This window comes from Pseudomonas lundensis, from assembly GCF_001042985.1.
Taxonomy (GTDB): Bacteria; Pseudomonadota; Gammaproteobacteria; order Pseudomonadales; family Pseudomonadaceae; genus Aquipseudomonas; species Aquipseudomonas lundensis.
This window is the reverse complement of sequence record NZ_JYKY01000019.1, coordinates 22,220-41,965: the sequence shown is the minus strand read 5'-3', so window position 1 is coordinate 41,965 and position 19,746 is coordinate 22,220. Positions and strand designations below refer to the sequence as shown.

18 protein-coding genes are annotated in these 19,746 nt (G+C 60.5%); 10 read left to right on the top strand and 8 right to left on the bottom strand.

The window, feature by feature from the left end; translation table 11 throughout:
• Positions 1–27: 27 nt before the first annotated feature.
• A complete protein-coding gene (locus TU74_RS15575; protein ID WP_048377020.1) occupies positions 28–786 on the bottom strand; it encodes a thioesterase II family protein in 759 nt (252 codons plus the stop codon).
• 367 nt (positions 787–1,153) lie between these two features.
• Here TU74_RS15575 and TU74_RS15570 point away from each other — a divergent pair, with 367 nt between their 5' ends.
• Complete coding sequence (locus TU74_RS15570; protein WP_048377019.1) at positions 1,154–1,702, top strand: RNA polymerase factor sigma-70; 549 nt, start codon at positions 1,154–1,156, stop codon at positions 1,700–1,702.
• A 53-nt stretch (positions 1,703–1,755) separates the two neighbouring features.
• Here TU74_RS15570 and TU74_RS15565 read toward each other — a convergent pair whose 3' ends face one another.
• Positions 1,756–2,757, bottom strand: a complete 1,002-nt coding sequence (locus TU74_RS15565; RefSeq protein ID WP_048377018.1) for a GNAT family N-acetyltransferase — start codon at positions 2,755–2,757, stop codon at positions 1,756–1,758.
• 61 nt (positions 2,758–2,818) lie between these two features.
• Positions 2,819–3,598 carry a substrate-binding periplasmic protein gene (locus TU74_RS15560; protein WP_226942068.1) on the bottom strand — a complete coding sequence of 260 codons (780 nt, stop codon included), beginning with the start codon at positions 3,596–3,598 and terminating at the stop codon, positions 2,819–2,821.
• A 232-nt stretch (positions 3,599–3,830) separates the two neighbouring features.
• Here TU74_RS15560 and TU74_RS15555 point away from each other — a divergent pair, with 232 nt between their 5' ends.
• Both TU74_RS15555 and ppnP read left to right on the top strand, forming a co-directional pair.
• A complete protein-coding gene (locus TU74_RS15555; protein WP_048377016.1) occupies positions 3,831–4,373 on the top strand; it encodes a 3'-5' exonuclease in 543 nt (180 codons plus the stop codon).
• A 79-nt stretch (positions 4,374–4,452) separates the two neighbouring features.
• Positions 4,453–4,734, top strand: a complete 282-nt coding sequence (gene ppnP / locus TU74_RS15550; RefSeq protein ID WP_048377015.1) for a pyrimidine/purine nucleoside phosphorylase — start codon at positions 4,453–4,455, stop codon at positions 4,732–4,734.
• 119 nt (positions 4,735–4,853) lie between these two features.
• Here the strand turns inward: ppnP and TU74_RS15545 are convergent, their stop codons facing one another.
• Positions 4,854–6,611, bottom strand: coding sequence for an ABC transporter transmembrane domain-containing protein (locus TU74_RS15545; protein WP_047292883.1), 1,758 nt, complete (start codon positions 6,609–6,611; stop codon positions 4,854–4,856).
• A 255-nt stretch (positions 6,612–6,866) separates the two neighbouring features.
• Here TU74_RS15545 and TU74_RS24485 point away from each other — a divergent pair, with 255 nt between their 5' ends.
• Positions 6,867–7,043 carry a PA1571 family protein gene (locus TU74_RS24485; RefSeq protein WP_047275201.1) on the top strand — a complete coding sequence of 59 codons (177 nt, stop codon included), beginning with the start codon at positions 6,867–6,869 and terminating at the stop codon, positions 7,041–7,043.
• Between the two features lie 53 nt (positions 7,044–7,096).
• Here TU74_RS24485 and pdxB read toward each other — a convergent pair whose 3' ends face one another.
• Positions 7,097–8,239: a 4-phosphoerythronate dehydrogenase PdxB gene (gene pdxB / locus TU74_RS15535; RefSeq protein WP_048377014.1), complete on the bottom strand. Its 1,143-nt coding sequence runs from the start codon at positions 8,237–8,239 to the stop codon at positions 7,097–7,099.
• A 176-nt stretch (positions 8,240–8,415) separates the two neighbouring features.
• Between pdxB and TU74_RS15530 the strand changes: the two genes are divergently transcribed.
• Positions 8,416–9,819, top strand: a complete 1,404-nt coding sequence (locus tag TU74_RS15530) for an MATE family efflux transporter (RefSeq protein ID WP_048377013.1) — start codon at positions 8,416–8,418, stop codon at positions 9,817–9,819.
• 90 nt (positions 9,820–9,909) lie between these two features.
• Here TU74_RS15530 and tusA read toward each other — a convergent pair whose 3' ends face one another.
• Together tusA and rlmM are read right to left on the bottom strand one after the other, a co-directional pair.
• Positions 9,910–10,158: a sulfurtransferase TusA gene (gene tusA / locus TU74_RS15525; RefSeq protein WP_048377012.1), complete on the bottom strand. Its 249-nt coding sequence runs from the start codon at positions 10,156–10,158 to the stop codon at positions 9,910–9,912.
• A gap of 14 nt (positions 10,159–10,172) precedes the next feature.
• A complete protein-coding gene (gene rlmM / locus TU74_RS15520; protein ID WP_048377011.1) occupies positions 10,173–11,249 on the bottom strand; it encodes a 23S rRNA (cytidine(2498)-2'-O)-methyltransferase RlmM in 1,077 nt (358 codons plus the stop codon).
• 307 nt (positions 11,250–11,556) lie between these two features.
• On the opposite strand from rlmM, the gene acnA reads away from it, so the two are divergent.
• The 3 genes from acnA (at position 11,557) to TU74_RS15505 (ending at position 16,886) form a co-directional block, all read left to right on the top strand.
• Positions 11,557–14,298: an aconitate hydratase AcnA gene (acnA, locus tag TU74_RS15515; RefSeq protein ID WP_047275212.1), complete on the top strand. Its 2,742-nt coding sequence runs from the start codon at positions 11,557–11,559 to the stop codon at positions 14,296–14,298.
• A 116-nt stretch (positions 14,299–14,414) separates the two neighbouring features.
• On the top strand, positions 14,415–15,206 hold the full coding sequence (locus TU74_RS15510; protein ID WP_048377010.1) for a CPBP family intramembrane glutamic endopeptidase: 792 nt from the start codon (positions 14,415–14,417) through the stop codon (positions 15,204–15,206).
• Between the two features lie 114 nt (positions 15,207–15,320).
• Positions 15,321–16,886: a methyl-accepting chemotaxis protein gene (locus TU74_RS15505; RefSeq protein ID WP_048377009.1), complete on the top strand. Its 1,566-nt coding sequence runs from the start codon at positions 15,321–15,323 to the stop codon at positions 16,884–16,886.
• Positions 16,887–16,936: 50 nt separating this feature from the next.
• On the opposite strand, the gene TU74_RS15500 is transcribed toward TU74_RS15505, so the two are convergent.
• Complete coding sequence (locus TU74_RS15500; protein WP_048377008.1) at positions 16,937–17,620, bottom strand: alpha/beta family hydrolase; 684 nt, start codon at positions 17,618–17,620, stop codon at positions 16,937–16,939.
• 73 nt (positions 17,621–17,693) lie between these two features.
• Between TU74_RS15500 and ccoN the strand changes: the two genes are divergently transcribed.
• Positions 17,694–19,118, top strand: a complete 1,425-nt coding sequence (ccoN, locus tag TU74_RS15495) for a cytochrome-c oxidase, cbb3-type subunit I (RefSeq protein WP_047275220.1) — start codon at positions 17,694–17,696, stop codon at positions 19,116–19,118.
• A gap of 10 nt (positions 19,119–19,128) precedes the next feature.
• The gene (ccoO, locus tag TU74_RS15490) at positions 19,129–19,737 is read left to right on the top strand and encodes a cytochrome-c oxidase, cbb3-type subunit II (protein WP_047275222.1); all 609 of its coding nucleotides are present in this window, start codon (positions 19,129–19,131) and stop codon (positions 19,735–19,737) included.
• Positions 19,738–19,746: the final 9 nt, after the last annotated feature.

The following is a 19,746-nucleotide window of genomic DNA, read 5'->3' as shown; positions in this document are numbered from 1 at the left end:
TGAAGTACGAGAAGCCGGGGCTGCGCTTTACACGTGGGGGCTGGCCATTGGCCGGGCCTGATGGTTGCGCCAGCGCGCCAGATGTTCTTCGGCGTAGCGGCGCAGGCAACGCAGCAAGGGTTGCTCCTGCTCCACCAGAAAGAAGTGATGCCCCTCGAACATGTCGAGGGAAAACCTGCAGCAAGTGTCGGCCTGCCAGTCGAGCAGTTGATCGGCGCGAACGCTGTCCTGCTTGCCGCCAAAGACGTGAATCGGCAGCGCCAGCGGCGTGCGCTGGCCATAGGTGAAATTGCCACACAGCAAAAAGTCGGCGCGCAGGATGGGCAGCATCAATTGCATCAGTTCGGTATTGGCCAGCACGGCATCGTCGGTGCCTTTCAACTCGCGCAGGCGGGCGAGCAGTTGCCCATCGGACTTGGCCACGGCGTATTCGCTGACATCGCGCCGGGCCGGGCCCGCCGTGGCCGACGCAAACAACGCCAGTGGCGCTGGCAGGCCGCGCTCACGCAAGGCATGCACCAGCTCGAAGGCCAGCAAGCCGCCGAGGCTGTGGCCGAAAATGGCGAAGGGTCGATCCAGCTCGGGGCTGATTTCGTCCGCCAGTTGATGGGCCAGGCGTTTGATGTCGCATTGCAGCGGTTCGTCCATGCGCATCCCGCGCCCCGGCAGCTCCAGCGCACGCACGTGCAGCCACTCAGGCAATGAACGCCGCCAGCGGTTGTAGGCCATGGCACTGGCGCCCGAGTGGGGCAGGCAAAACAGGCGCATGTTGATCACCTCACTCATCGCCCGACGCCACTGCCTGACGCCGGATGGATCTGCGCAAGGTGCGTGGGTGCCCCCTCTAAACTCGCTGCGTGTTTACGGTCCTTTCCCATCTCGCCCTCCTTTCCGAGCCATTACTTGGCCAGCTCTGATACCGGCCCATGTCCATTGAGAACGGTTGGCCGACGCAAATAATTAGTCCCGCGAGAGGGGGTGATTTTGAGCGGACGGTGCGTGATGTGAGGCGTTTCTCAAAGTGAGGTAATCGACTTCATTAATTCTCTTTCTCAATTGACAATCATTATCATTCAACCTAATTTGTTGCGAGCTGTGTAGGCCGTGGCTTGTCCAGACGCCCACACTTTTTCAATTGCAACAGGTGATTTCCATGACGGAACAAGTGTCCACAAGCAGGTGCGATTCACCCTTACTTCAAGCCTTTGTTGAAAACCGGCTCATCCTGGTCAAGATTGCAGCACGCATCACCGGGTGTCGGTCCAGAGCTGAAGATGTGGTGCAGGACGCCTTCTTCCGTTTGCACGCTGCGCCGCAGATCACCTCATCGTTCAAGGCGCAATTGAGCTACCTGTTTCAGATCGTGCGTAACCTGGCGATCGATCATTACCGCAAGCAGGCGCTGGAGCAGAAATACTCCGGCCCGGAAGAGGAAGGCTTGAATGTGGTCATCCACGGCGCATCGCCCGAAACCTCGCACATCAACTTTTCAACCCTGGAAAACATTGCCGACGCACTGACCGAACTGCCCAGCCGGACGCGCTATGCCTTCGAGATGTATCGCCTGCACGGGGTTCAGCAAAAGGACATTGCCAAGCAATTGGGGGTGTCGCCGACGCTGGTGAATTTCATGATCCGCGACGCCCTGATCCACTGCCGCAAGGTCTCGGGCACCCCACGCGATACCTTCGCGCGCCGCTGAGCGTCAACGCCACTTGCAGGAGCGCGCCCGCCCCTGCAAGCCCCGGCCAGCCGCTAGACCAGCTCACACCCTTCGAAGAAACGCTCGCGGCTTTGCATCATCAGCGCCGCACGCTTGTGCGGGAAGTTGAACTCTTTCTCGCAGTGAAACCCGTGAGACTGCATGTAGCCGATCATTTTCGCGTTATCGGCGCGCGGCTCAGCCACCACGCGCTGAGTACGCGGGTCGTCCAGAAACACGTAGTGCGTCAGCGCCGACAGCCAACTGGCGACTTTGTGCGGCCCGCGATGCGCCTGCTCCCCCACTAGCATGTGAATGCCGCGGTCGTAATCGTCCACGTCATAAAACGGCGCGATGCGGTCTTCTTTCGCCCAGTACACTTCGAAATACGCAAACGGCTGGTCATCGATGCAGCCAATCAAGGTGACGGTGTGCGGGTCAGCGGCCAAGGTCTCGAGGAATTGGCGGTGGCGCTCAAGGGTGCCGCCCTCCTCCCAGAAATCCATGACCCGGGGCGTGTTCTGCCAGCGGTTGAAGCGTTCAAGGTCGGCTTCGATATCCAGGGTGCGCAGGGATATCCAACTGCCCAGCCGGGCATCAAAACGCCGGTACACCTCGCCCACCGGTTGGGGCGCGCGCAGCGGATGACGTTTACCCCCGCTGATGACCATGTGCTGCGGGTACGCCGCCACGGGCGCATCGCCGGTCCATGGACGGGGCTGTTGCCAAAACAGACTGCGCAGGCATTGGTAGTGCCCGGCAACCTCGGTGGCACGCAACAGCCCGCTGCGCAATGCCGCGGGCGGGGGCGGATCGAGATGCCAGGTCAATTGCTGACACGCAGGATCACTGGCAAACAACCAGTAACAAGCCGCCCACACGCCTTGCAGCGAGGCGCCGGGGTGACCGTCTTGCAGGTGCAGTTCAAGGGTGTCGCCACGCTCAAGGCGCAGGTCGATCAGCGGGTGTTGCCCCTCAGTCAGGCTCAGGCGGGTGTCGGTCAAGTCGGCACTCAGATCGCGCCAGCGGGGTTGAAACGGGAAAACAGCAGTCATGGCTTGGGCTCACGATTATCGTCAACAGTCAGGCTGTTTGACGTTAGCCGACCCGCAGAATTTAGGGCAGCACCTCAGCCAGTGGCCGACGCATGGGCACCACGGCCACTTGAAACGGCTCGAAGATCGACTTGATCTGGCCGTTGTCACGCAGCTGTTGCAACAGGGCCGCCAACTGCGGGGCGGCAATCGGCGCCTGTGGCCGCAGCAAGGCGTAGTGGTGGTAGATCTGGTCAATGCGCTGAGACACCAGCACCTGGGGCTTGATCTTCGGGTTGCGGGCGAGCAGCTCGGTGAGATTGGAACGGGTAATCAACGCCACATCGACCCGGCCACGCAGCACCATCAGCAGGTTACTTTCGTGGGAGTACGTGAGCGTGGCATTAAAGTGCTGCGCCAGGTAACGGGGTGAAGGGTTGAACCCGGCAAACGCGTAGTGATAGCCGCTAAACAGCGCCAGCCGTTTATTGCTCAAATCGTCGAAGTAATCCTGTTGGCGGTCTGGCTGTTGCCTGGCAACGAACACCTCGGCATCTTCAAGGCCCATGTCGACCGCGCTGTAGGCAATGTCCTGCCAGCCCCAGGCCGGGTTCTCGAACATCACTACATCGACTCGCCCCTGATCGAAATCACGGAAGCGACGGGGAATGGAACTGGGCACCGGAACAAAACGGAAGTCGTTTTGCAGTTGGTTGAGGGCATCGAGCAATTGCGGCAACAAGCCAGTGTCGACGCCGCTTTCGGGGCGCACTGTGTAGGGGGGAAAGTGAGCAGCGCCGACCCTGACTTCCTGCACGGCCCACACGGGCGTCAGCAACGTCATGCCAAAGACCAGCAACATGCTGTGAGCCATCCGGACTGGCAAACACTTCAAACCGTATACCTCTGGTTACGCCTTTGGCTGGAACTTATTGTTCTGTGCACGACCTTACATCGGGCGCGATGGCCATTCAAACCCGCGTAGCCTACCAAGGAAGCCCTTGACTGGCCCACACAAAAAAGAGCCTAGGCGGATCTCACTGCTTTGGCTACGCTCCACTGCTCAACACCGATGCTGTTTAAGGAAGCCGCACATGCCGCACTGGCTGGTAATTGATCTGGAAGCCACCACCGACGACGGCGGCTGGCCTCTAGAGGAAATGGAGGTGATTGAAATCGGTGCCAGCATCGTCACCCGTTCGGGCCGTGAGGTTGACCATTTTCAACGGTTTATACGGCCCGTGCGCCGCCCTTTACTGACGCCCTTCTGCCGCCAACTGACGCGCATTACCCAAGCCAATATCGACTGCGCCATGCCGATGACGCAGGTCTGGGAGCAGTTTGAACGCTGGCTGCGCCAGCACTTGCCCCACCTTGAAGCCTGGGCCAGCTGGGGCGACTACGACCGTAAGCAACTGCAGCAGGAATGGCAGCAAAAACAGCTCAACAGTGCATTGGCGCATCTGGCGCATCACAACCTTAAACAACAGTTCGCACAGGCACGTCACTTGAAGCAGGCCTTGGGGCTCAACAGCGCGCTGCAACTGGCGGGCCTGCAGTTTCACGGCCAGCAGCACCGGGCACTGGAAGACGCGCGAAATACCGCACGTTTACTGCCGCTGATTCTGGCCGATTAGCACCCTTAAAAGGGCGTGACGGGATAAAACGGCTTCTGCATACTGGCCAGCCTTTTTAAGCCCCTACCGAGGAATCGCCATGTTTAAAGTCAACGAATACTTCGACGGCACCGTCAAGTCGATTGCCTTCACGCAAGCCGAAGGCAAGGCCACTATCGGCGTCATGGCCCCGGGTGAATACGAATTCGGCACTGCCGAGCGTGAAATCATGCACGTGGTGTCGGGCGAGCTGAACGTCAAATTGCAGGGCAGCAAGGTCTTCGAAACGTTCAAGACCGGTAGCCAGTTCAACGTACCGGCCAATAGCAAGTTCCAGCTCAAGGTCGTGGTTGAAACCGCCTACCTGTGCGAATACCGCTAACCAGCGGTTGAAGCGCCCCCCCTCGCCAGCGATGACCCGGCATCCCGCCGCGGTGATCGCTGGCGAGGGCGGCGAAGGATGTCAACACACTCCGCTCTCCCGACCTGATCGCTATCCGTTTACCCCTGCACATTGAACTGCAACGCTGCCAACCGCGCATACAGCGGGTTAGTGGCAATGAGCTGCGCGTGGGTGCCGATTGCTATCAACTTGCCCTGATCCATCACCGCAATGCGGTCCGCATTCTGCACGGTGGCCAGGCGATGGGCGATGACCAGCGTGGTACGGCCTGACATCAGGCTGGGCAAGGCTTGCTGAATCAAGTGTTCGCTCTGGGCATCCAGCGCACTGGTGGCTTCATCGAGCAACAGGATCGGCGCGTCCACCAACAGCGCGCGGGCAATCGCCAGGCGCTGACGCTGGCCGCCGGACAATCCCAGCCCGCCCTCCCCCAAATGGGTGCTGTAACCCTCGGGCATTTGCAAAATGAAGTCATGGGCATGGGCAATGCGCGCCGCCGCTTGCACCTGTTCCAGCGTGGCATCGGGATTGCCGTAGCGGATGTTGTCCTCCACCGAACCAAAGAACAGCGCCGGGCTTTGTGACACCAACGCGAAGCAGCGGCGCACGTCCTGCGGGTCCAGTTGCGTGATGGGCAGCCCGTCCAGCAGGATCTGACCGTGCTGCGGGTCGTAAAAGCGCAACAGCAAATCGAACAACGTCGACTTGCCCGCCCCCGACGGCCCGACCAGCGCCAGCGTCTCGCCTGCATGGACGGTCAGGGTGAGGTCTTCCAGGGCAAAGCGTTCCGGGCGCGAGGGGTAGGCAAACGACACACCTTGCAGGTGCAGAGTGCCCGCCACCTGTTCGGGCAGTGCCAGCAACCCGCTGGCTGGCGCCGAGATCAGGCTTTTGGATTGCAACAACTCGGCGATCCGCTCTGCGGCCCCGGCCGCCCGCTGCAACTCACCAATGACCTCACTCAAGGTGCCAAACGCGCTGCCGACAATCAGGCTGTAAAACACAAAGGCTGCCAGTTCGCCACCGGTAATGCGCCCGGCAATCACGTCCATGCCGCCCACCCACAACATCACCCCGACCGCGCCCAGCACCAGCAGGATCACCAGGGTAATCAGCCAGGCACGCTGCACGATACGCTTGCGCGCGGTGGCGAAAGCCTGTTCAACGGTGTGGGCAAAGCGCTGCCGGTCCTGCTGTTGGTGGTTGTAGGCCTGGACGGTTTTGATTTGCCCCAGGGCTTCGGACACATAGCTCCCGACATCGGCAATCCGGTCCTGGCTTTGACGCGACAGGCTGCGCACCCGGCGGCCAAAAATCAGGATCGGCGCCAGCACCAGCGGCAAGGCCACCACCACGATGCTGGTGAGCTTGGGGTTGGTGATGAACAACAGCACGATGCCCCCGATCACCATCAGGCTGTTGCGCAAGAACAATGACAGCGAAGAACCGATCACCGATTGCAGCAACGTGGTGTCCGCCGTCAGCCGCGACTGGATTTCCGAGCTGCGGTTGTTTTCATAAAAACCGGGGTGCAAGTCAATCAGGTGGTTAAACACCTGACGCCGGATGTCGGCCACCACCCGCTCACCGATCCACGACACCAGATAAAAGCGCACGAACGTCCCCACGGACAGCGCCAGCACCAGGAGCAGGAACACGCCGATGGACTGATTGAGCAGGTGCGGGGACTGAGTCATAAAGCCCTTGTCCACCAGCAGACGAATGCCCTGCCCCATCGACAGCGTGATGCCGGCCGTCACAATCAGTGCCAGCAAGGCGCCTGCGGTGTGCCAGCGATAAGGCGCTACAAAATGAGTCGCCAGACGAAGCGCCCGGCGATGACGAGAAGAAAGCATCCAGAACACCCGAATAAACAAGAAATGCCCCACATGGGCAGTGGACAGCCTACAACGAAAAAACAGGCTTCGATGTAAACCTTTCTCACTCGGTTTGAATATGACCGGCTCATGCCAACCCTAGGTCGGATTGTTCTAAGGTGAGACTGGAAGTTTCAGGATATTTCTGTTTGAGTAAATGGCCGCCAAGGGTTGTCACAGCTTGGTCACTAAATGGAACTACATTAGCGCTACACCCTGATGAGGAGACAGGCCATGGATTTGCAACACAATGTTCAATCAGTACCGGTGATTCGTACCCAGCCCAACCAGTCTGTGGGGTGCGCAATCATTGATGCGCAAGGCAAAGAAGTCGAGATCACCGAAGCGATGATTCAACAGGCGTGCGAAGAGCTGGATAAACGCCTGGTCACACCCAAGCACAAGAACTGACAGACCCCCGTCTTTTGAAAACCGGCCCAAGTGGCCGGTTTTTTTATACGCGGTTAAACCACCACGCAGCCGAGGGCGGCGGCCATTTTAGTCAACGCGGGGTTGTGTCCTTTGATGTGCACGGTCAGCCCTTCAATTTCACGCCGCACCGGGTAGTGCTTGCGCAAACCATCGAACGCCTGCTTTTGCTGATCGACCGGGCCAGTCAGGGTACGTCGAAAATCAGCGTCATCCCGACGCGGGTCATAGACGCCACGGCACACCATGGCCAAGGCCCACGCTTGATCGCTGTTGGCGCTCAATTCAACCTTGGCCAGCCAGGGCGCCGGCAGTAAATCCGCCAGTTGCACCTGCGGCGTCTGACCGAGGAACGCGCACAGCGCCTGATAGATCTGCGCGGTGCCGCGCTGCTTGCCATCCAGGCTGTAACCGGCGATGTGCGGTGTGGCCAAGACGCACAAGTCGGCCAGTTCCACGTCAACCTGCGGCTCGCCTTCCCACACATCCAATACGGCTTGCAGGTCTTCACGGGCATTCAGCACGTTGCGCAGCGCAGCGTTGTCCACCACCGGGCCACGGCTGGCGTTGATCAGCCAGGTGCCGGGTTTGAGCCGGTTCAACCGGGCCTCATCCAATAAATGCCATGTCGCGAAATCACCGCTTTTACTCAACGGGGTGTGCAAGCTGATGACGTCACACTGCTCGATGATCTGCTCCACGCTGACGTAATCTCCGCCTTCAGCCGCCTGACGCAGAGGGTCACACACCTGGACCTTCCAGCCCAGATCACGCAACACCCGGACCAGCCGACCGCCCACCTCACCCGCGCCAATCACGCCATAGGTGCGCTGCGCAAGGTCGGCACCTTCGATGTCGGCCAGTGTCAGCAGGCTGCCAAGCACGTAATCCACCACGCCGCGGGCGTTGCAACCGGGGGCGCTGGCCCACTGAATGCCGGCGTGTTCGAAGTCGTCCAACGCCAGGTGATCGGTACCGATGGTGCACGTGCCGACAAACTTCACGGCGCTGCCTTCCAGCAGTTCGCGGTCGACCCGGGTGACCGAGCGAACCAGCAGCACATCGGCGTCATGCACGTCGGCGCGGGTGATCTGACGCCCCGGCAAACGGCGTATTTCACCGAATGAGGCAAAGAATTCTTCGATCAGCGGAATATTTTCATCAGCAACAATCAACATGGCAGGCTCCTTTGGCGGAGCAGCAGTGTAGGCGTTGTTGTACACAATGAGCCAGCAAGGTGTCACACCGCTTCAGCCCCGGTGCTTACAAACGCACTACAACTGCACAGTTGCCCGGCGGTGCCGGGCGCGTACAATCCCCGCTTTTGCGCCTACTACACGCTGGATGCACACTTGTGAACGCTGTTTCTCCTGATTTTGCTACCCCCCCTGTCAGCCGCCCTGCGCGGGTGCGCACAGAAGTGCGCGCCCTGCTTGCCCTGGCGCTTCCCATCATCATTTCCCAAGTGGCCACGACGGCCATGGGGTTTGTCGACGCCGTGATGGCCGGGCGCGTCGGGCCGCGCGATCTGGCAGCGGTGGCGCTGGGCAACTCGGTGTGGGTGCCGGTGTTTCTGTTGATGTCTGGGATTCTGCTGGCCACCACCCCGAAAGTCGCCCAGCGTTATGGCGCCAACACCCATGGCGAAATCGGCCCGATTGTCCGCCAGGCCCTGTGGCTGGCGTTCATCACCGGGCTGTGCGCGGCCGGGATCTTGATGGTTGCCGAACCGTTGCTGCACTGGATGAAGGTCGCCCCCGACTTGATCGAGCCGTGCATGGGCTATTTGTACGGGATTGCCAGCGGCATGCCCGCGGTGGCGATTTACTGCGTCTTGCGCGGGTTCAGTGACGGGCTGGGCAAAACCCGGCCGAGCATGGTGCTGGGCCTGATCGCGCTGGCACTGAACATTCCGCTCAACTACATCTTCATCTACGGCCATTTTGGCGTGCCGGCCATGGGCGGCGTGGGTTGCGGCTGGGCCACGGCGATCGTGATGTGGTTCATGGCCCTGGGCATGGTGGTCTGGACGATGCGCGGTGCGATCTATCAGTCGAGTCAGGTGTACAGCCATTTTGAATGGCCGAAGTGGCCGATTCTCAAGCGACTGCTCAGTGTCGGCCTGCCCATCGGTATCGCCGTGTTCGCTGAATCCAGCATCTTCGCGGTGATCGCCCTGTTGATCGGCAGCCTCGGCGCCACCGTGGTGTCGGGTCATCAGATTGCGCTTAACTTCAGTTCGCTGGTGTTCATGATCCCGTATTCGCTGGGCATGGCCATTACCGTGCGCGTCGGTCAGGCACTGGGCCGCCAGCAACCGCGCGAAGCCCGATTTGTGGCCGGCGTGGGCATGGGCACGGCGCTGATCTGGGCGTTCATCTCGGCCAGTTTGATTCTGTTGCTGCGCGGGCCAATTGCCAGTATTTACACCGCCGACCCCCAGGTGCTGGAAGTCGCCACGTTGTTGCTGGTGTTCGCGGCGCTGTTTCAGTTTTCGGACGTGATTCAGGTCACGGCGGCAGGCGCCTTGCGCGGCTATCAAGACACCCGGGTGACGATGATCATGACCTTGTTTGCGTACTGGGGCGTGGGGTTGCCCGTGGGGTATGCGCTGGGCCTGACTGACTGGCTGGGCGAGCCGAGCGGCCCGAGCGGGTTGTGGCAAGGCTTGATTGCGGGCCTGACCTGCGCGGCGCTGATGCTCAGCGTGCGCCTGGTGAGCAGCGCGAAAAAACGCATTCGCGCCGCCGGCAAATAACCGGCTGGCGCTTCAACCAAACGCTTGCTTGGCGGGGTTGCAGTGCAACCCTTCGCAGCCCTTGATAGCGGCTGCGGGTCACCTTGGGGTTCAGCCCTGCTTCTTACGGATCCAGTACAGGTAAGTCCCCGCTTCTTCTGTCTGACCGATCAGTTCATGGTCGAGAAACGCACAGAATTTTGGAATGTCCCGGCGCGTGGACGGATCGGTGGCGATCACCTTCAACAGGCCGCCCGGCATCAGGTCCCGAATGTGTTGGTGCAACATCATGACAGGCTCCGGGCAGTTGAGCCCGGTGGCGTCCAGCGTGCCGTCAACCGGCAGGTCAGCAAGAATCATCAGTAACTCCTGAATCAGCGAGATTTGGGTTTTTTGACGTCGATTCGACGCAAATGGCAGGTGACTTCTTCACGGTCGTGGTACAGCTGCTTGCAGCCGATCTCCACCGTGATGCCACGCGCCTTGAAGCCCTCAGCGATACGGTCGAGCAAACGCCGGACTTCGGCATAGCGCTGTTTCATCGGCAATTTGAGGTTGACCACCGCCTCACGGCAATGACCTTCGCCGATCCACTCTTCCAGCATCGCCGCATTGCGCGCGGGCTTTTCAACGATATCGCAGACCATCCAGTCCACCGGTTGACGCGGCTTGAAGGTAAAACCGTCGGCCATCAAGTGCTGGACCAGGCCGGTGTCCATCAGGCTTTCGGCCATTGGGCCGTTGTCGATAGCCGTGACCAGCATGCCGCGATTGACCAGCTGCCACGTCCAGCCGCCGGGCGCGGCGCCGAGGTCAACCCCGGTCATGTCGCTGTGCAGGCGATCGTCCCACTGGTCGCGAGGGATGAAATGGTGCCAGGCCTCTTCAAGCTTCAAGGTCGAGCGGCTCGGCGCTTCACGGGGGAACTTCAGGCGCGGTATGCCCATAGGCCACATTGCGCTGTTGTCGGACTCAGCCAGACCGAGAAACAACTCACGGCCACTTTTGACCGTCAGCAACAGGCGCGGCTTGCTGTCATCGTCTTCCACCAATTTGCCGGCTTTAATCAGCGCCTTGCGTAAATGGGCGTCAAACTTTTTACAGAAATTGGACAGCTCTTTGCCGTCATTGGTGTCGACCATTTCCAGCCATAGACTGCCGCATACCGGAAAACCGTCCATGCGGTCGAGGATCACGCTGATACGGTCGGTTTCGGGCAGGTCGACGAACGTGCCCCGCGCCCACTGGCGGGGGAAAATCAACTCGGCAAAACGCAAACCGCGCATCAGCCGCTCAGCGCCGCCTTCTTCGGTGCACACAAATTCGGCGCAGGCACTGGCCGGTTTGGCTTTGGCGTAGCCGGACACATTGAGGCGCGCGGCGTGCTCGGCGATTTCCGAGCAGACTTCACCCTCAAAACCGGGGCGGCAGTGCATAAAAACGGTGTTCATTGAATCACTCCTGGGCAGCTGACAAGGATTGGTCCGCTGCACAACCCTGCTTTGGAGCAAGGACTGTCACAAAAAGGCCGGCATGATAACTGAGATTGGAACCTTGAACTTGCCTAGGCAGTCCAGTTATTAGCCAGTTTGATGAATCAGGGCTAGGGTCTGTTCACGTTGCATAGCCGCCGCCCTATACCCCGTGGGCTTTCGTCCCGTCGGAGCGCGGCGTGCAATGACACGCGACCAGCCCCTAGGTTAGAAGCTCAGTTTGTTCCACACGATCCGTTACCGTGCGGATCTAAGGAGTCATTTCATGTCCTCCCTCGATAGCCTGAAGACCCTCTCTACCTTAAAAGTCGACGATAAGACTTATCACTATTTCAGCCTGCCATTGGCCGCCAATACGCTTGGCGATTTGAGCACGCTCCCCATGTCGCTCAAGGTGCTGCTGGAAAACCTGCTGCGCTGGCAAGACGATAAAACCGTCACCGAGTCCGACCTCAAGGCGCTCGCCGCCTGGCTCAAAGAGCGCCGTTCGGATCGCGAAATCCAGTACCGCCCGGCGCGGGTGTTGATGCAGGACTTCACCGGCGTGCCCGCCGTGGTCGATCTGGCAGCCATGCGCGCCGCGATGGCCAAGGCCGGTGGCGACCCGCAGCGGATCAACCCGCTGTCGCCGGTGGACCTGGTGATCGACCACTCAGTGATGGTCGATAAATTCGCCAGCCCCAGTGCCTTTGAACAGAACGTTGATATCGAGATGCAGCGCAACGGCGAACGTTATGCGTTTCTGCGCTGGGGCCAAAGTGCTTTTGACAATTTCAGCGTCGTACCGCCGGGCACCGGCATCTGCCATCAGGTCAACCTGGAGTACCTGGGCCGCACGGTCTGGACCAAGGAAGAAGACGGCCGCACGTACGCCTTCCCCGACACGCTGGTGGGGACCGACTCTCACACCACCATGATTAACGGCCTTGGCGTACTGGGCTGGGGCGTGGGCGGTATCGAAGCGGAAGCGGCGATGCTTGGCCAGCCGGTGTCGATGCTGATCCCGGAAGTGGTGGGTTTCAAACTCAGCGGTAAGCTCAAAGAAGGCATTACCGCCACCGACCTGGTGCTGACCGTCACGCAAATGCTGCGCAGCAAAGGCGTGGTCGGCAAATTTGTCGAGTTTTATGGCGACGGCCTGGCCGATTTGCCACTGGCCGACCGCGCCACACTGGCCAACATGGCGCCCGAATATGGCGCAACCTGCGGCTTTTTCCCGGTGGATGACATCACGCTGGACTACCTGCGCCTGTCAGGTCGCCCCGAGGCCACGGTAAAACTGGTCGAAGCCTATTGCAAAGCGCAGGGCCTGTGGCGCGAGCCGGGTCAGGAGCCGGTGTTCACCGACACCTTGTCCCTCGACATGGGCACCGTGCAAGCCAGCCTGGCCGGGCCAAAGCGCCCGCAAGACCGCGTGTCGCTGCCGAACGTGGGTCAGGCCTTCGATGACTTCCTGAGCCTGCAATTCAAACCCACCAATAAAGAAGAAGGCCGCCTTGAGAGCGAGGGCGGTGGTGGCGTGGCGGTGGGCAATGCCGATTTGGTGGGCGAAGCTGAATACAGTTGGGAAGGCAAAACCTATCGCCTGAAAAATGGCGCCGTGGTGATTGCCGCAATCACCTCTTGCACCAACACCTCCAACCCGAGCGTGATGATGGCGGCCGGTCTGGTGGCCAAGAAAGCCGTGGAAAAAGGCCTGATGACCCAGCCTTGGGTCAAAACCTCCCTTGCGCCCGGCTCCAAAGTGGTCACCGATTACTACAAAGCTGCCGGGCTGACGCCTTATCTGGATCAACTGGGCTTCTCGCTGGTGGGCTACGGCTGCACGACGTGTATCGGCAACTCCGGGCCGCTGCCTGAACCCATTGAAAAAGCCATCACCCAGAACGACCTGACCGTGGCTTCCGTGTTGTCGGGCAACCGCAACTTCGAAGGCCGTGTTCACCCGTTGGTGAAAACCAACTGGCTCGCCTCGCCCCCTCTGGTGGTGGCTTATGCGCTGGCTGGCAGTGTGCGCACGGACATCAGCAGCGAGCCGCTGGGCATGGGCAAGGATGGCCAACCGGTCTACCTGCGCGACATCTGGCCCAGCCAAAAAGAGATCGCCGATGCCGTGGCGCAGGTCAGCACCGCGATGTTCCACAAGGAATACGCCGAGGTGTTTGCCGGGGACGAGCAGTGGCAAGCCATTGAAGTGCCGCAAGCGGCCACTTACGTGTGGCAAGAGGACTCGACCTACATTCAACACCCGCCGTTCTTCGACGACATCAGCGGACCCTTGCCGGTCATTACCGACGTCAAGGCCGCCCGGGTGCTGGCCTTGCTTGGGGATTCGGTCACCACTGACCACATCTCCCCTGCCGGTAATATCAAGGCGGACAGCCCGGCCGGGCGCTACCTGCGCGAAAAAGGCGTCGAACCCCGGGATTTCAACTCCTATGGCTCACGCCGCGGCAACCATGAAGTCATGATGCGCGGCACATTCGCCAACATCCGCATTCGCAACGAAATGCTTGGCGGTGAAGAAGGCGGCAACACGCTTTACATCCCCACTGGCGAGAAGCTGTCGATCTACGACGCAGCCATGCGCTATCAGGCATCCGGCACGCCGCTGGTGGTGATTGCCGGTCAGGAATACGGCACTGGCTCCAGCCGTGACTGGGCCGCTAAAGGCACCAACCTGCTGGGGGTCAAGGCGGTGATTGCCGAAAGCTTCGAGCGTATCCACCGCTCCAACCTGGTGGGCATGGGTGTGTTGCCGTTGCAGTTCAAGCTGGACCAGAACCGCAAAAGCCTGAACCTGACCGGCAAGGAAACCCTCGACATTCTCGGCCTGACCGGCGCCCAGTTGCAGCCGCGCATGAACCTGACCCTGGTCATCACCCGTGAAGACGGGAGCCAGGAACAGGTCGAGGTGCTGTGCCGCATCGACACCCTGAACGAGGTCGAGTACTTCAAAGCCGGAGGCATTCTGCATTACGTGCTGCGTCAACTGATTGCCTCCTGACATCCGGGCGGCACTTACGACGTTTATTGATAAATCCGTAAAAGCCTGATCGTTATACTGACGCGCCCCGAACGCCCTTCGGGGCGTTTTTTTTAACGATCACTCAAGGGATTTTCATGCGTGCACAGCCTTGGCCTTATCTGGCCCTCTTAACCTTGGGCTACGGCCTGGCCCTGAGCTACGGCCAATTAAGCCTGCAAGTCATCACCGCCTTGTCATTGCTCATCATCAGCGGGCTCGCGGTGTTACAAACCCGTACTCCATACCTGCGCTATGCCGGGCACGGCCTGTTTGTGCTGCTGGCACTGGCGCTGGCCCTGCACTGGCTGCCGGGTTTTCACAACGGCCGCGCCATCGCCCCCGAACGGCTGACCGCCGATGCGGTGCCCTTCTCGATGTACCTGAACCTGGACAAACCGCTGATCGGGTTCTGGTTGCTGCTGGTGTGCCCGTGGATTGCCACGCGCTTCAACTGGCGTGCCTCGCTGGGCGCGACCTTGATGGGGCTGGCGCTGGCGGCAATGGGTGCGCTGGGCGGCGCCTTACTGCTGGGTATGATCGCCTGGGCACCGAAATGGCCAGCGCAGGGTTGGCTGTGGCTATTGAACAACCTGCTGCTGGTGACCCTGGTCGAAGAAGCGCTGTTTCGCGGCTATGTGCAAGGCGGACTGAGCCGCTGGTTCAAACAGCTGCCCTATGGCCAGACCCTCGCGCTGGTGATCGCCTCGCTGTTGTTTGGCCTGGCGCATTTTGCCGCAGGCTGGCAATGGATGCTGTTGGCGGGAATCGCAGGGCTCGGCTATGGTCTGGCCTACCGTTTTGGCGGCCTGGGGGCAGCGATTGCCACCCATTTGGGACTCAACGTGCTGCACTTTGTTTTTTTTACCTACCCGATGCTGATGCCCTGAGCACCGAATCGCGGCCTGCGCGGCGCCCTCAATGGCGCCCGTTGACTGAAATATAAATTAAACAAATCCCACCCGACGCCGACACCCTTTCAAAGCCTTGCGGATTGAAACGACATGCGTAATAACCAGCCCATCACACAACGCGAACGCACATTCCCCGCTCAGCAACGGTTGATTTCCACGACCGACGCCAAAGGTGTGATCACGTATTGCAACGACGCCTTTGTCGAGATCAGCGGCTTCTCGCGTGATGAGCTGATGCGCGCGCCGCACAACCTCGTGCGCCATCCCGATGTGCCGCCAGCGGTCTTTGACCACATGTGGACCACCCTGAAAAAGGGCCTGCCGTGGATGGGCATCGTTAAAAACCGCTGCAAGACCGGCGACCATTATTGGGTCAATGCCTATGTCACGCCGGTGTTTGAAAACGAGCGTGTGGTGGGGTACGAGTCGGTGCGGGTCAAACCGACCGCCGAACAAATTCGTCGCGCCGAAGCCCTGTATTCGCGGATCAACCGCGGCAAGCCTGCGATTCCGCAGCGCGACAAGTGGCTGCCGGTGGTGCAGGACTGGCTGCCGTTCATTCTGGTCAGCCAGTTGAGCTTCATGATTGGCGCCCTGCTCACCTCCAGCTGGGGGTTTGCACTGGCGGCATTGTTGTCCATTCCGCTGGGCCTGCTGGGCCTGACCTGGCAGCAACGCGGGATCAAACGCTTACTGCGCCTGGCGGAACAGACCACGTCTGACCCGCTGATTGCGCAGATGTACACCGACAGCCGTGGCCCGCAGGCGCGTCTGGAGATGTCCATTCTCAGCCAGGAAGCCCGCCTGAAAACCTGCCTGACGCGCTTGCAGGACACCGCCGAGCACTTGAGCGATCAGGCCCGTCAGTCCGACGCCCTGGCGCATCAAAGCTCCAGCGGGCTTGAGCGCCAGCGCCTGGAAACCGAGCAAGTGGCCACCGCCGTAAACCAGATGGCGGCCACCACGCAAGAAGTGGCCAGCCACGTGCAACGCACCGCGGACGCCACCCAGGAAGCCAACCGCCTGACCAGTCGCGGCCGCGACATCGCCGGGGAAACCCGCGAAGCCATCGAGCGCCTGTCGGTAGTGGTCGGTGAAACCGGCGCGACCGTTACCCAGCTAGCCAAGGACAGCGATGAAATCGGCGGCGTGGTAGACGTGATCAAAGGCATTGCCGACCAGACCAACCTGCTGGCCCTCAATGCCGCCATTGAAGCGGCCCGCGCCGGGGAAATGGGCCGTGGCTTTGCCGTGGTGGCGGATGAAGTGCGCCAACTGGCGCAACGCACCAGCACCTCGACCGGCCAGATCCACAGCCTGATTGCCAAACTGCAACAGACGGCAGCCAGCGCCGTGCACACCATGGACGCCGGGCATCGTCAGGCCGAAGAAGGCGTAGCACGGGTCCTGGAAGCCGATCAGGCGCTGGTGGGGATCAGTGAAGCGGTGGCCAACATCACCGACATGACCACGCAAATTGCCGCCGCCACCGAAGAGCAAAGCTCGGTCGCAGAAGAAATCAGCCGCAACATCAGCACCATCGCTGACCTGGCTGACCAGACCTCCGATCAGGCCCAGCGCTCGGCGCAATTGAGCGAAGAACTGACCCAGACCGTGAACGTGCAGTACTCGCTGGTGGAGCGGTTTAACCGCTAAAGCCGATACCGTGTCGCCGCCGAACGCAGCCTCGTGCTGCCCGGCCGCGACTAGGCGGGTTTCAACCCGCTCACAATCCTGTCTGCCGCAGCCTCCAGATGCTGTGCATGGCTAAAGCCCGATGCTTTAAGCGGCTTCAAGTCATGGTCACCGGCCACTAACCAGTGCACCTCAATCGCCGGTGACAACGTATACGCCTCCACCGCTTCACGGTTGCCCAACGCATCGCGTTCGCCCTGCACGATCAGGGTCGGCGTCTTGACGTGCGCCAGGTGCGCCACCCGTGGTTTTTCCGGTTTGCCAGCCGCATAAAACGGGTAGCCCAGGCACACCAGCGCATCCACGCCCAGCTCATCTGCCAGCAGGCTGGCCATGCGCCCGCCCATGGACTTGCCACCGATGGCAATTGGCCCAGCGACATGCCGTCGCACCTCGCCCACTACCTCACGCCAACATTCGAGTAACACCGGCTGCGGATTGGGAGGCCTTTTGCCACCATCGCGCCTGCGTTGCGCCATGTACGGGAACTCGAAGCGAAGTACGTTAACCCCGCGAACGGCAAGGCGTTCAGCCATTTCAGCCATCCACTGACTGTCCATCGGCGCGCCTGCACCATGGGCCAGGATCAAGGTCCAACCGGCGCCTTGCACAGCGCCATTCCAGAGCCAGCCGCGTTGCTGCACGCACTGCGCCCATTGATCCCCGTCAATACCGACATCACCCGCTACCCCCATGCTTGCCTCGCTTTTAGTCTGCCTATAACTCCAGGCGCGCGTTTGCACGCACCTGATCCGTGGATGGGGAACCATGAACACTTCTACAAGTACCGCCTACAACTACAAGGTGGTCCGCCAATTTGCCATTATGACGGTGGTTTGGGGCATCGTCGGTATGGGGCTCGGCGTTTTTCTCGCCGCGCAGTTGGTCTGGCCAGAACTTAACTTCAATTTGCCTTGGACAAGTTTCGGGCGCCTGCGCCCACTGCACACCAATGCTGTGATCTTCGCCTTCGGCGGATGCGCACTGTTCGCATCGTCGTTCTATTCGGTGCAACGCACCTGCCAGGCGACCTTGTTCGCGCCTAAAATCGCCGCGTTTACCTTTTGGGGTTGGCAGTTGGTGATTTTGCTGGCGGCGATCAGCCTGCCACTGGGCTTTACCAGCTCCAAGGAATACGCCGAGCTGGAATGGCCGATCGACATCCTGATCACCATTGTCTGGGTCGCGTACGCCATCGTGTTCTTCGGCACGATCATGAAGCGCAAGACCAAGCACATCTACGTGGGCAACTGGTTCTTCGGCGCGTTTATCGTGACCGTGGCGATTTTGCACATCGTGAACAACCTGGAAATCCCGGTCAGCTTCACCAAGTCCTACTCCCTCTACGGTGGCGCCACTGACGCCATGGTGCAGTGGTGGTACGGGCATAACGCTGTAGGCTTTTTCCTGACAGCGGGCTTCCTGGGGATGATGTACTACTTCGTGCCGAAACAGGCCGAACGTCCGATCTATTCCTATCGTTTGTCCATCGTGCACTTCTGGGCGCTGATCACCCTGTACATCTGGGCCGGTCCGCACCACTTGCACTACACCGCGCTGCCGGACTGGGCACAGTCGCTGGGCATGGTGATGTCGCTGATTCTGCTGGCACCCAGCTGGGGCGGCATGATCAACGGCATGATGACCCTGTCGGGCGCCTGGCATAAGCTGCGCAGCGACCCGATCCTGCGCTTTTTGGTCGTGTCGCTGGCGTTCTACGGCATGTCGACCTTCGAAGGCCCGATGATGGCAATCAAGACCGTCAACGCCCTCTCTCACTACACCGACTGGACCATCGGCCACGTTCACGCCGGCGCTCTGGGCTGGGTGGCCATGATCTCGATTGGCGCGCTCTACCACATGATCCCGAAAATCTTCGGTCGCCCGCAGATGTACAGCCTGGGCCTGATCAACGCCCACTTCTGGCTGGCAACCATCGGCACCGTGTTGTACATCGCCTCGATGTGGGTCAACGGCATCGCGCAAGGCCTGATGTGGCGCGCCGTCAACGAAGACGGCACGCTGACCTACTCCTTCGTCGAAACACTGGTGGCCAGCCACCCCGGGTTTGTCGTCCGCCTGATCGGTGGTGCGATCTTCCTCAGCGGCATGTTGCTGATGGCTTACAACACTTGGCGCACCGTGCGTAACGCCGAGCCCGCTGAAGTCGTAGCCGCCGCGCAGATGGCCTGAGGAGTTCGTGATGAAACATGAAGTCGTAGAGAAGAACATTGGCCTGATGCTGTTGCTGATGATTCTGTGTGTGAGTGTCGGCGGCCTGACGCAGATCGTGCCGCTGTTTTTCGAAGACGTGACCAACACCCCGGTGGAAGGCATGAAGCCTTACACCGCGTTGCAACTGGAAGGCCGGGACATCTACATCCGCGAAGGCTGCGTTCAGTGCCACTCGCAGATGATTCGTCCGTTCCGTGCCGAGACCGAACGTTACGGTCACTACTCGGTCGCCGGTGAAAGCGTCTGGGATCACCCGTTCCTGTGGGGTTCCAAGCGTACCGGTCCGGACCTGGCCCGCGTCGGCGCCCGGTACTCCGATGACTGGCACCGTGCGCACTTGTACAACCCGCGCAACGTCGTGCCCGAGTCGAAGATGCCTGCCTACCCATGGCTGGTGGCCACACCGGTCGATGACAGCCATACCCAAAAGAAACTTGAAGTGATGCGCATGATGGGCGTGCCGTACACCGACGAAGACATCGCCGGTGCCAAGGATGCGGTCAAGGGCAAGACGGAAATGGACGCCTTGGTGGCTTACCTGCAGGGCCTCGGCACTGCGATCAAGAGCAAGAGGTGAGCCATGGTC

Bases quoted from the DNA above. Each gene is read 5' to 3' on its own strand.
- TU74_RS15545 (WP_047292883.1), bottom strand. From the start codon at position 6,611: ATGCTTTCTTCTCGTCATCGCCGGGCGCTTCGTCTGGCGACTCATTTT.
- TU74_RS15560 (WP_226942068.1), bottom strand. From the start codon at position 3,598: ATGTTGCTGGTCTTTGGCATGACGTTGCTGACGCCCGTGTGGGCCGTG.
- ppnP (WP_048377015.1), top strand. From the start codon at position 4,453: ATGTTTAAAGTCAACGAATACTTCGACGGCACCGTCAAGTCGATTGCC.
- pdxB (WP_048377014.1), bottom strand. From the start codon at position 8,239: ATGTTGATTGTTGCTGATGAAAATATTCCGCTGATCGAAGAATTCTTT.
- tusA (WP_048377012.1), bottom strand. From the start codon at position 10,158: ATGATTCTTGCTGACCTGCCGGTTGACGGCACGCTGGACGCCACCGGG.
- acnA (WP_047275212.1), top strand. From the start codon at position 11,557: ATGTCCTCCCTCGATAGCCTGAAGACCCTCTCTACCTTAAAAGTCGAC.
- ccoO (WP_047275222.1), top strand. From the start codon at position 19,129: ATGAAACATGAAGTCGTAGAGAAGAACATTGGCCTGATGCTGTTGCTG.
- TU74_RS15565 (WP_048377018.1), bottom strand. From the start codon at position 2,757: ATGACTGCTGTTTTCCCGTTTCAACCCCGCTGGCGCGATCTGAGTGCC.
- TU74_RS15505 (WP_048377009.1), top strand. From the start codon at position 15,321: ATGCGTAATAACCAGCCCATCACACAACGCGAACGCACATTCCCCGCT.
- rlmM (WP_048377011.1), bottom strand. From the start codon at position 11,249: ATGAACACCGTTTTTATGCACTGCCGCCCCGGTTTTGAGGGTGAAGTC.
- TU74_RS15555 (WP_048377016.1), top strand. From the start codon at position 3,831: ATGCCGCACTGGCTGGTAATTGATCTGGAAGCCACCACCGACGACGGC.
- TU74_RS24485 (WP_047275201.1), top strand. From the start codon at position 6,867: ATGGATTTGCAACACAATGTTCAATCAGTACCGGTGATTCGTACCCAG.
- TU74_RS15510 (WP_048377010.1), top strand. From the start codon at position 14,415: ATGCGTGCACAGCCTTGGCCTTATCTGGCCCTCTTAACCTTGGGCTAC.
- ccoN (WP_047275220.1), top strand. From the start codon at position 17,694: ATGAACACTTCTACAAGTACCGCCTACAACTACAAGGTGGTCCGCCAA.
- TU74_RS15570 (WP_048377019.1), top strand. From the start codon at position 1,154: ATGACGGAACAAGTGTCCACAAGCAGGTGCGATTCACCCTTACTTCAA.
- TU74_RS15500 (WP_048377008.1), bottom strand. From the start codon at position 17,620: ATGGGGGTAGCGGGTGATGTCGGTATTGACGGGGATCAATGGGCGCAG.
- TU74_RS15575 (WP_048377020.1), bottom strand. From the start codon at position 786: ATGAGTGAGGTGATCAACATGCGCCTGTTTTGCCTGCCCCACTCGGGC.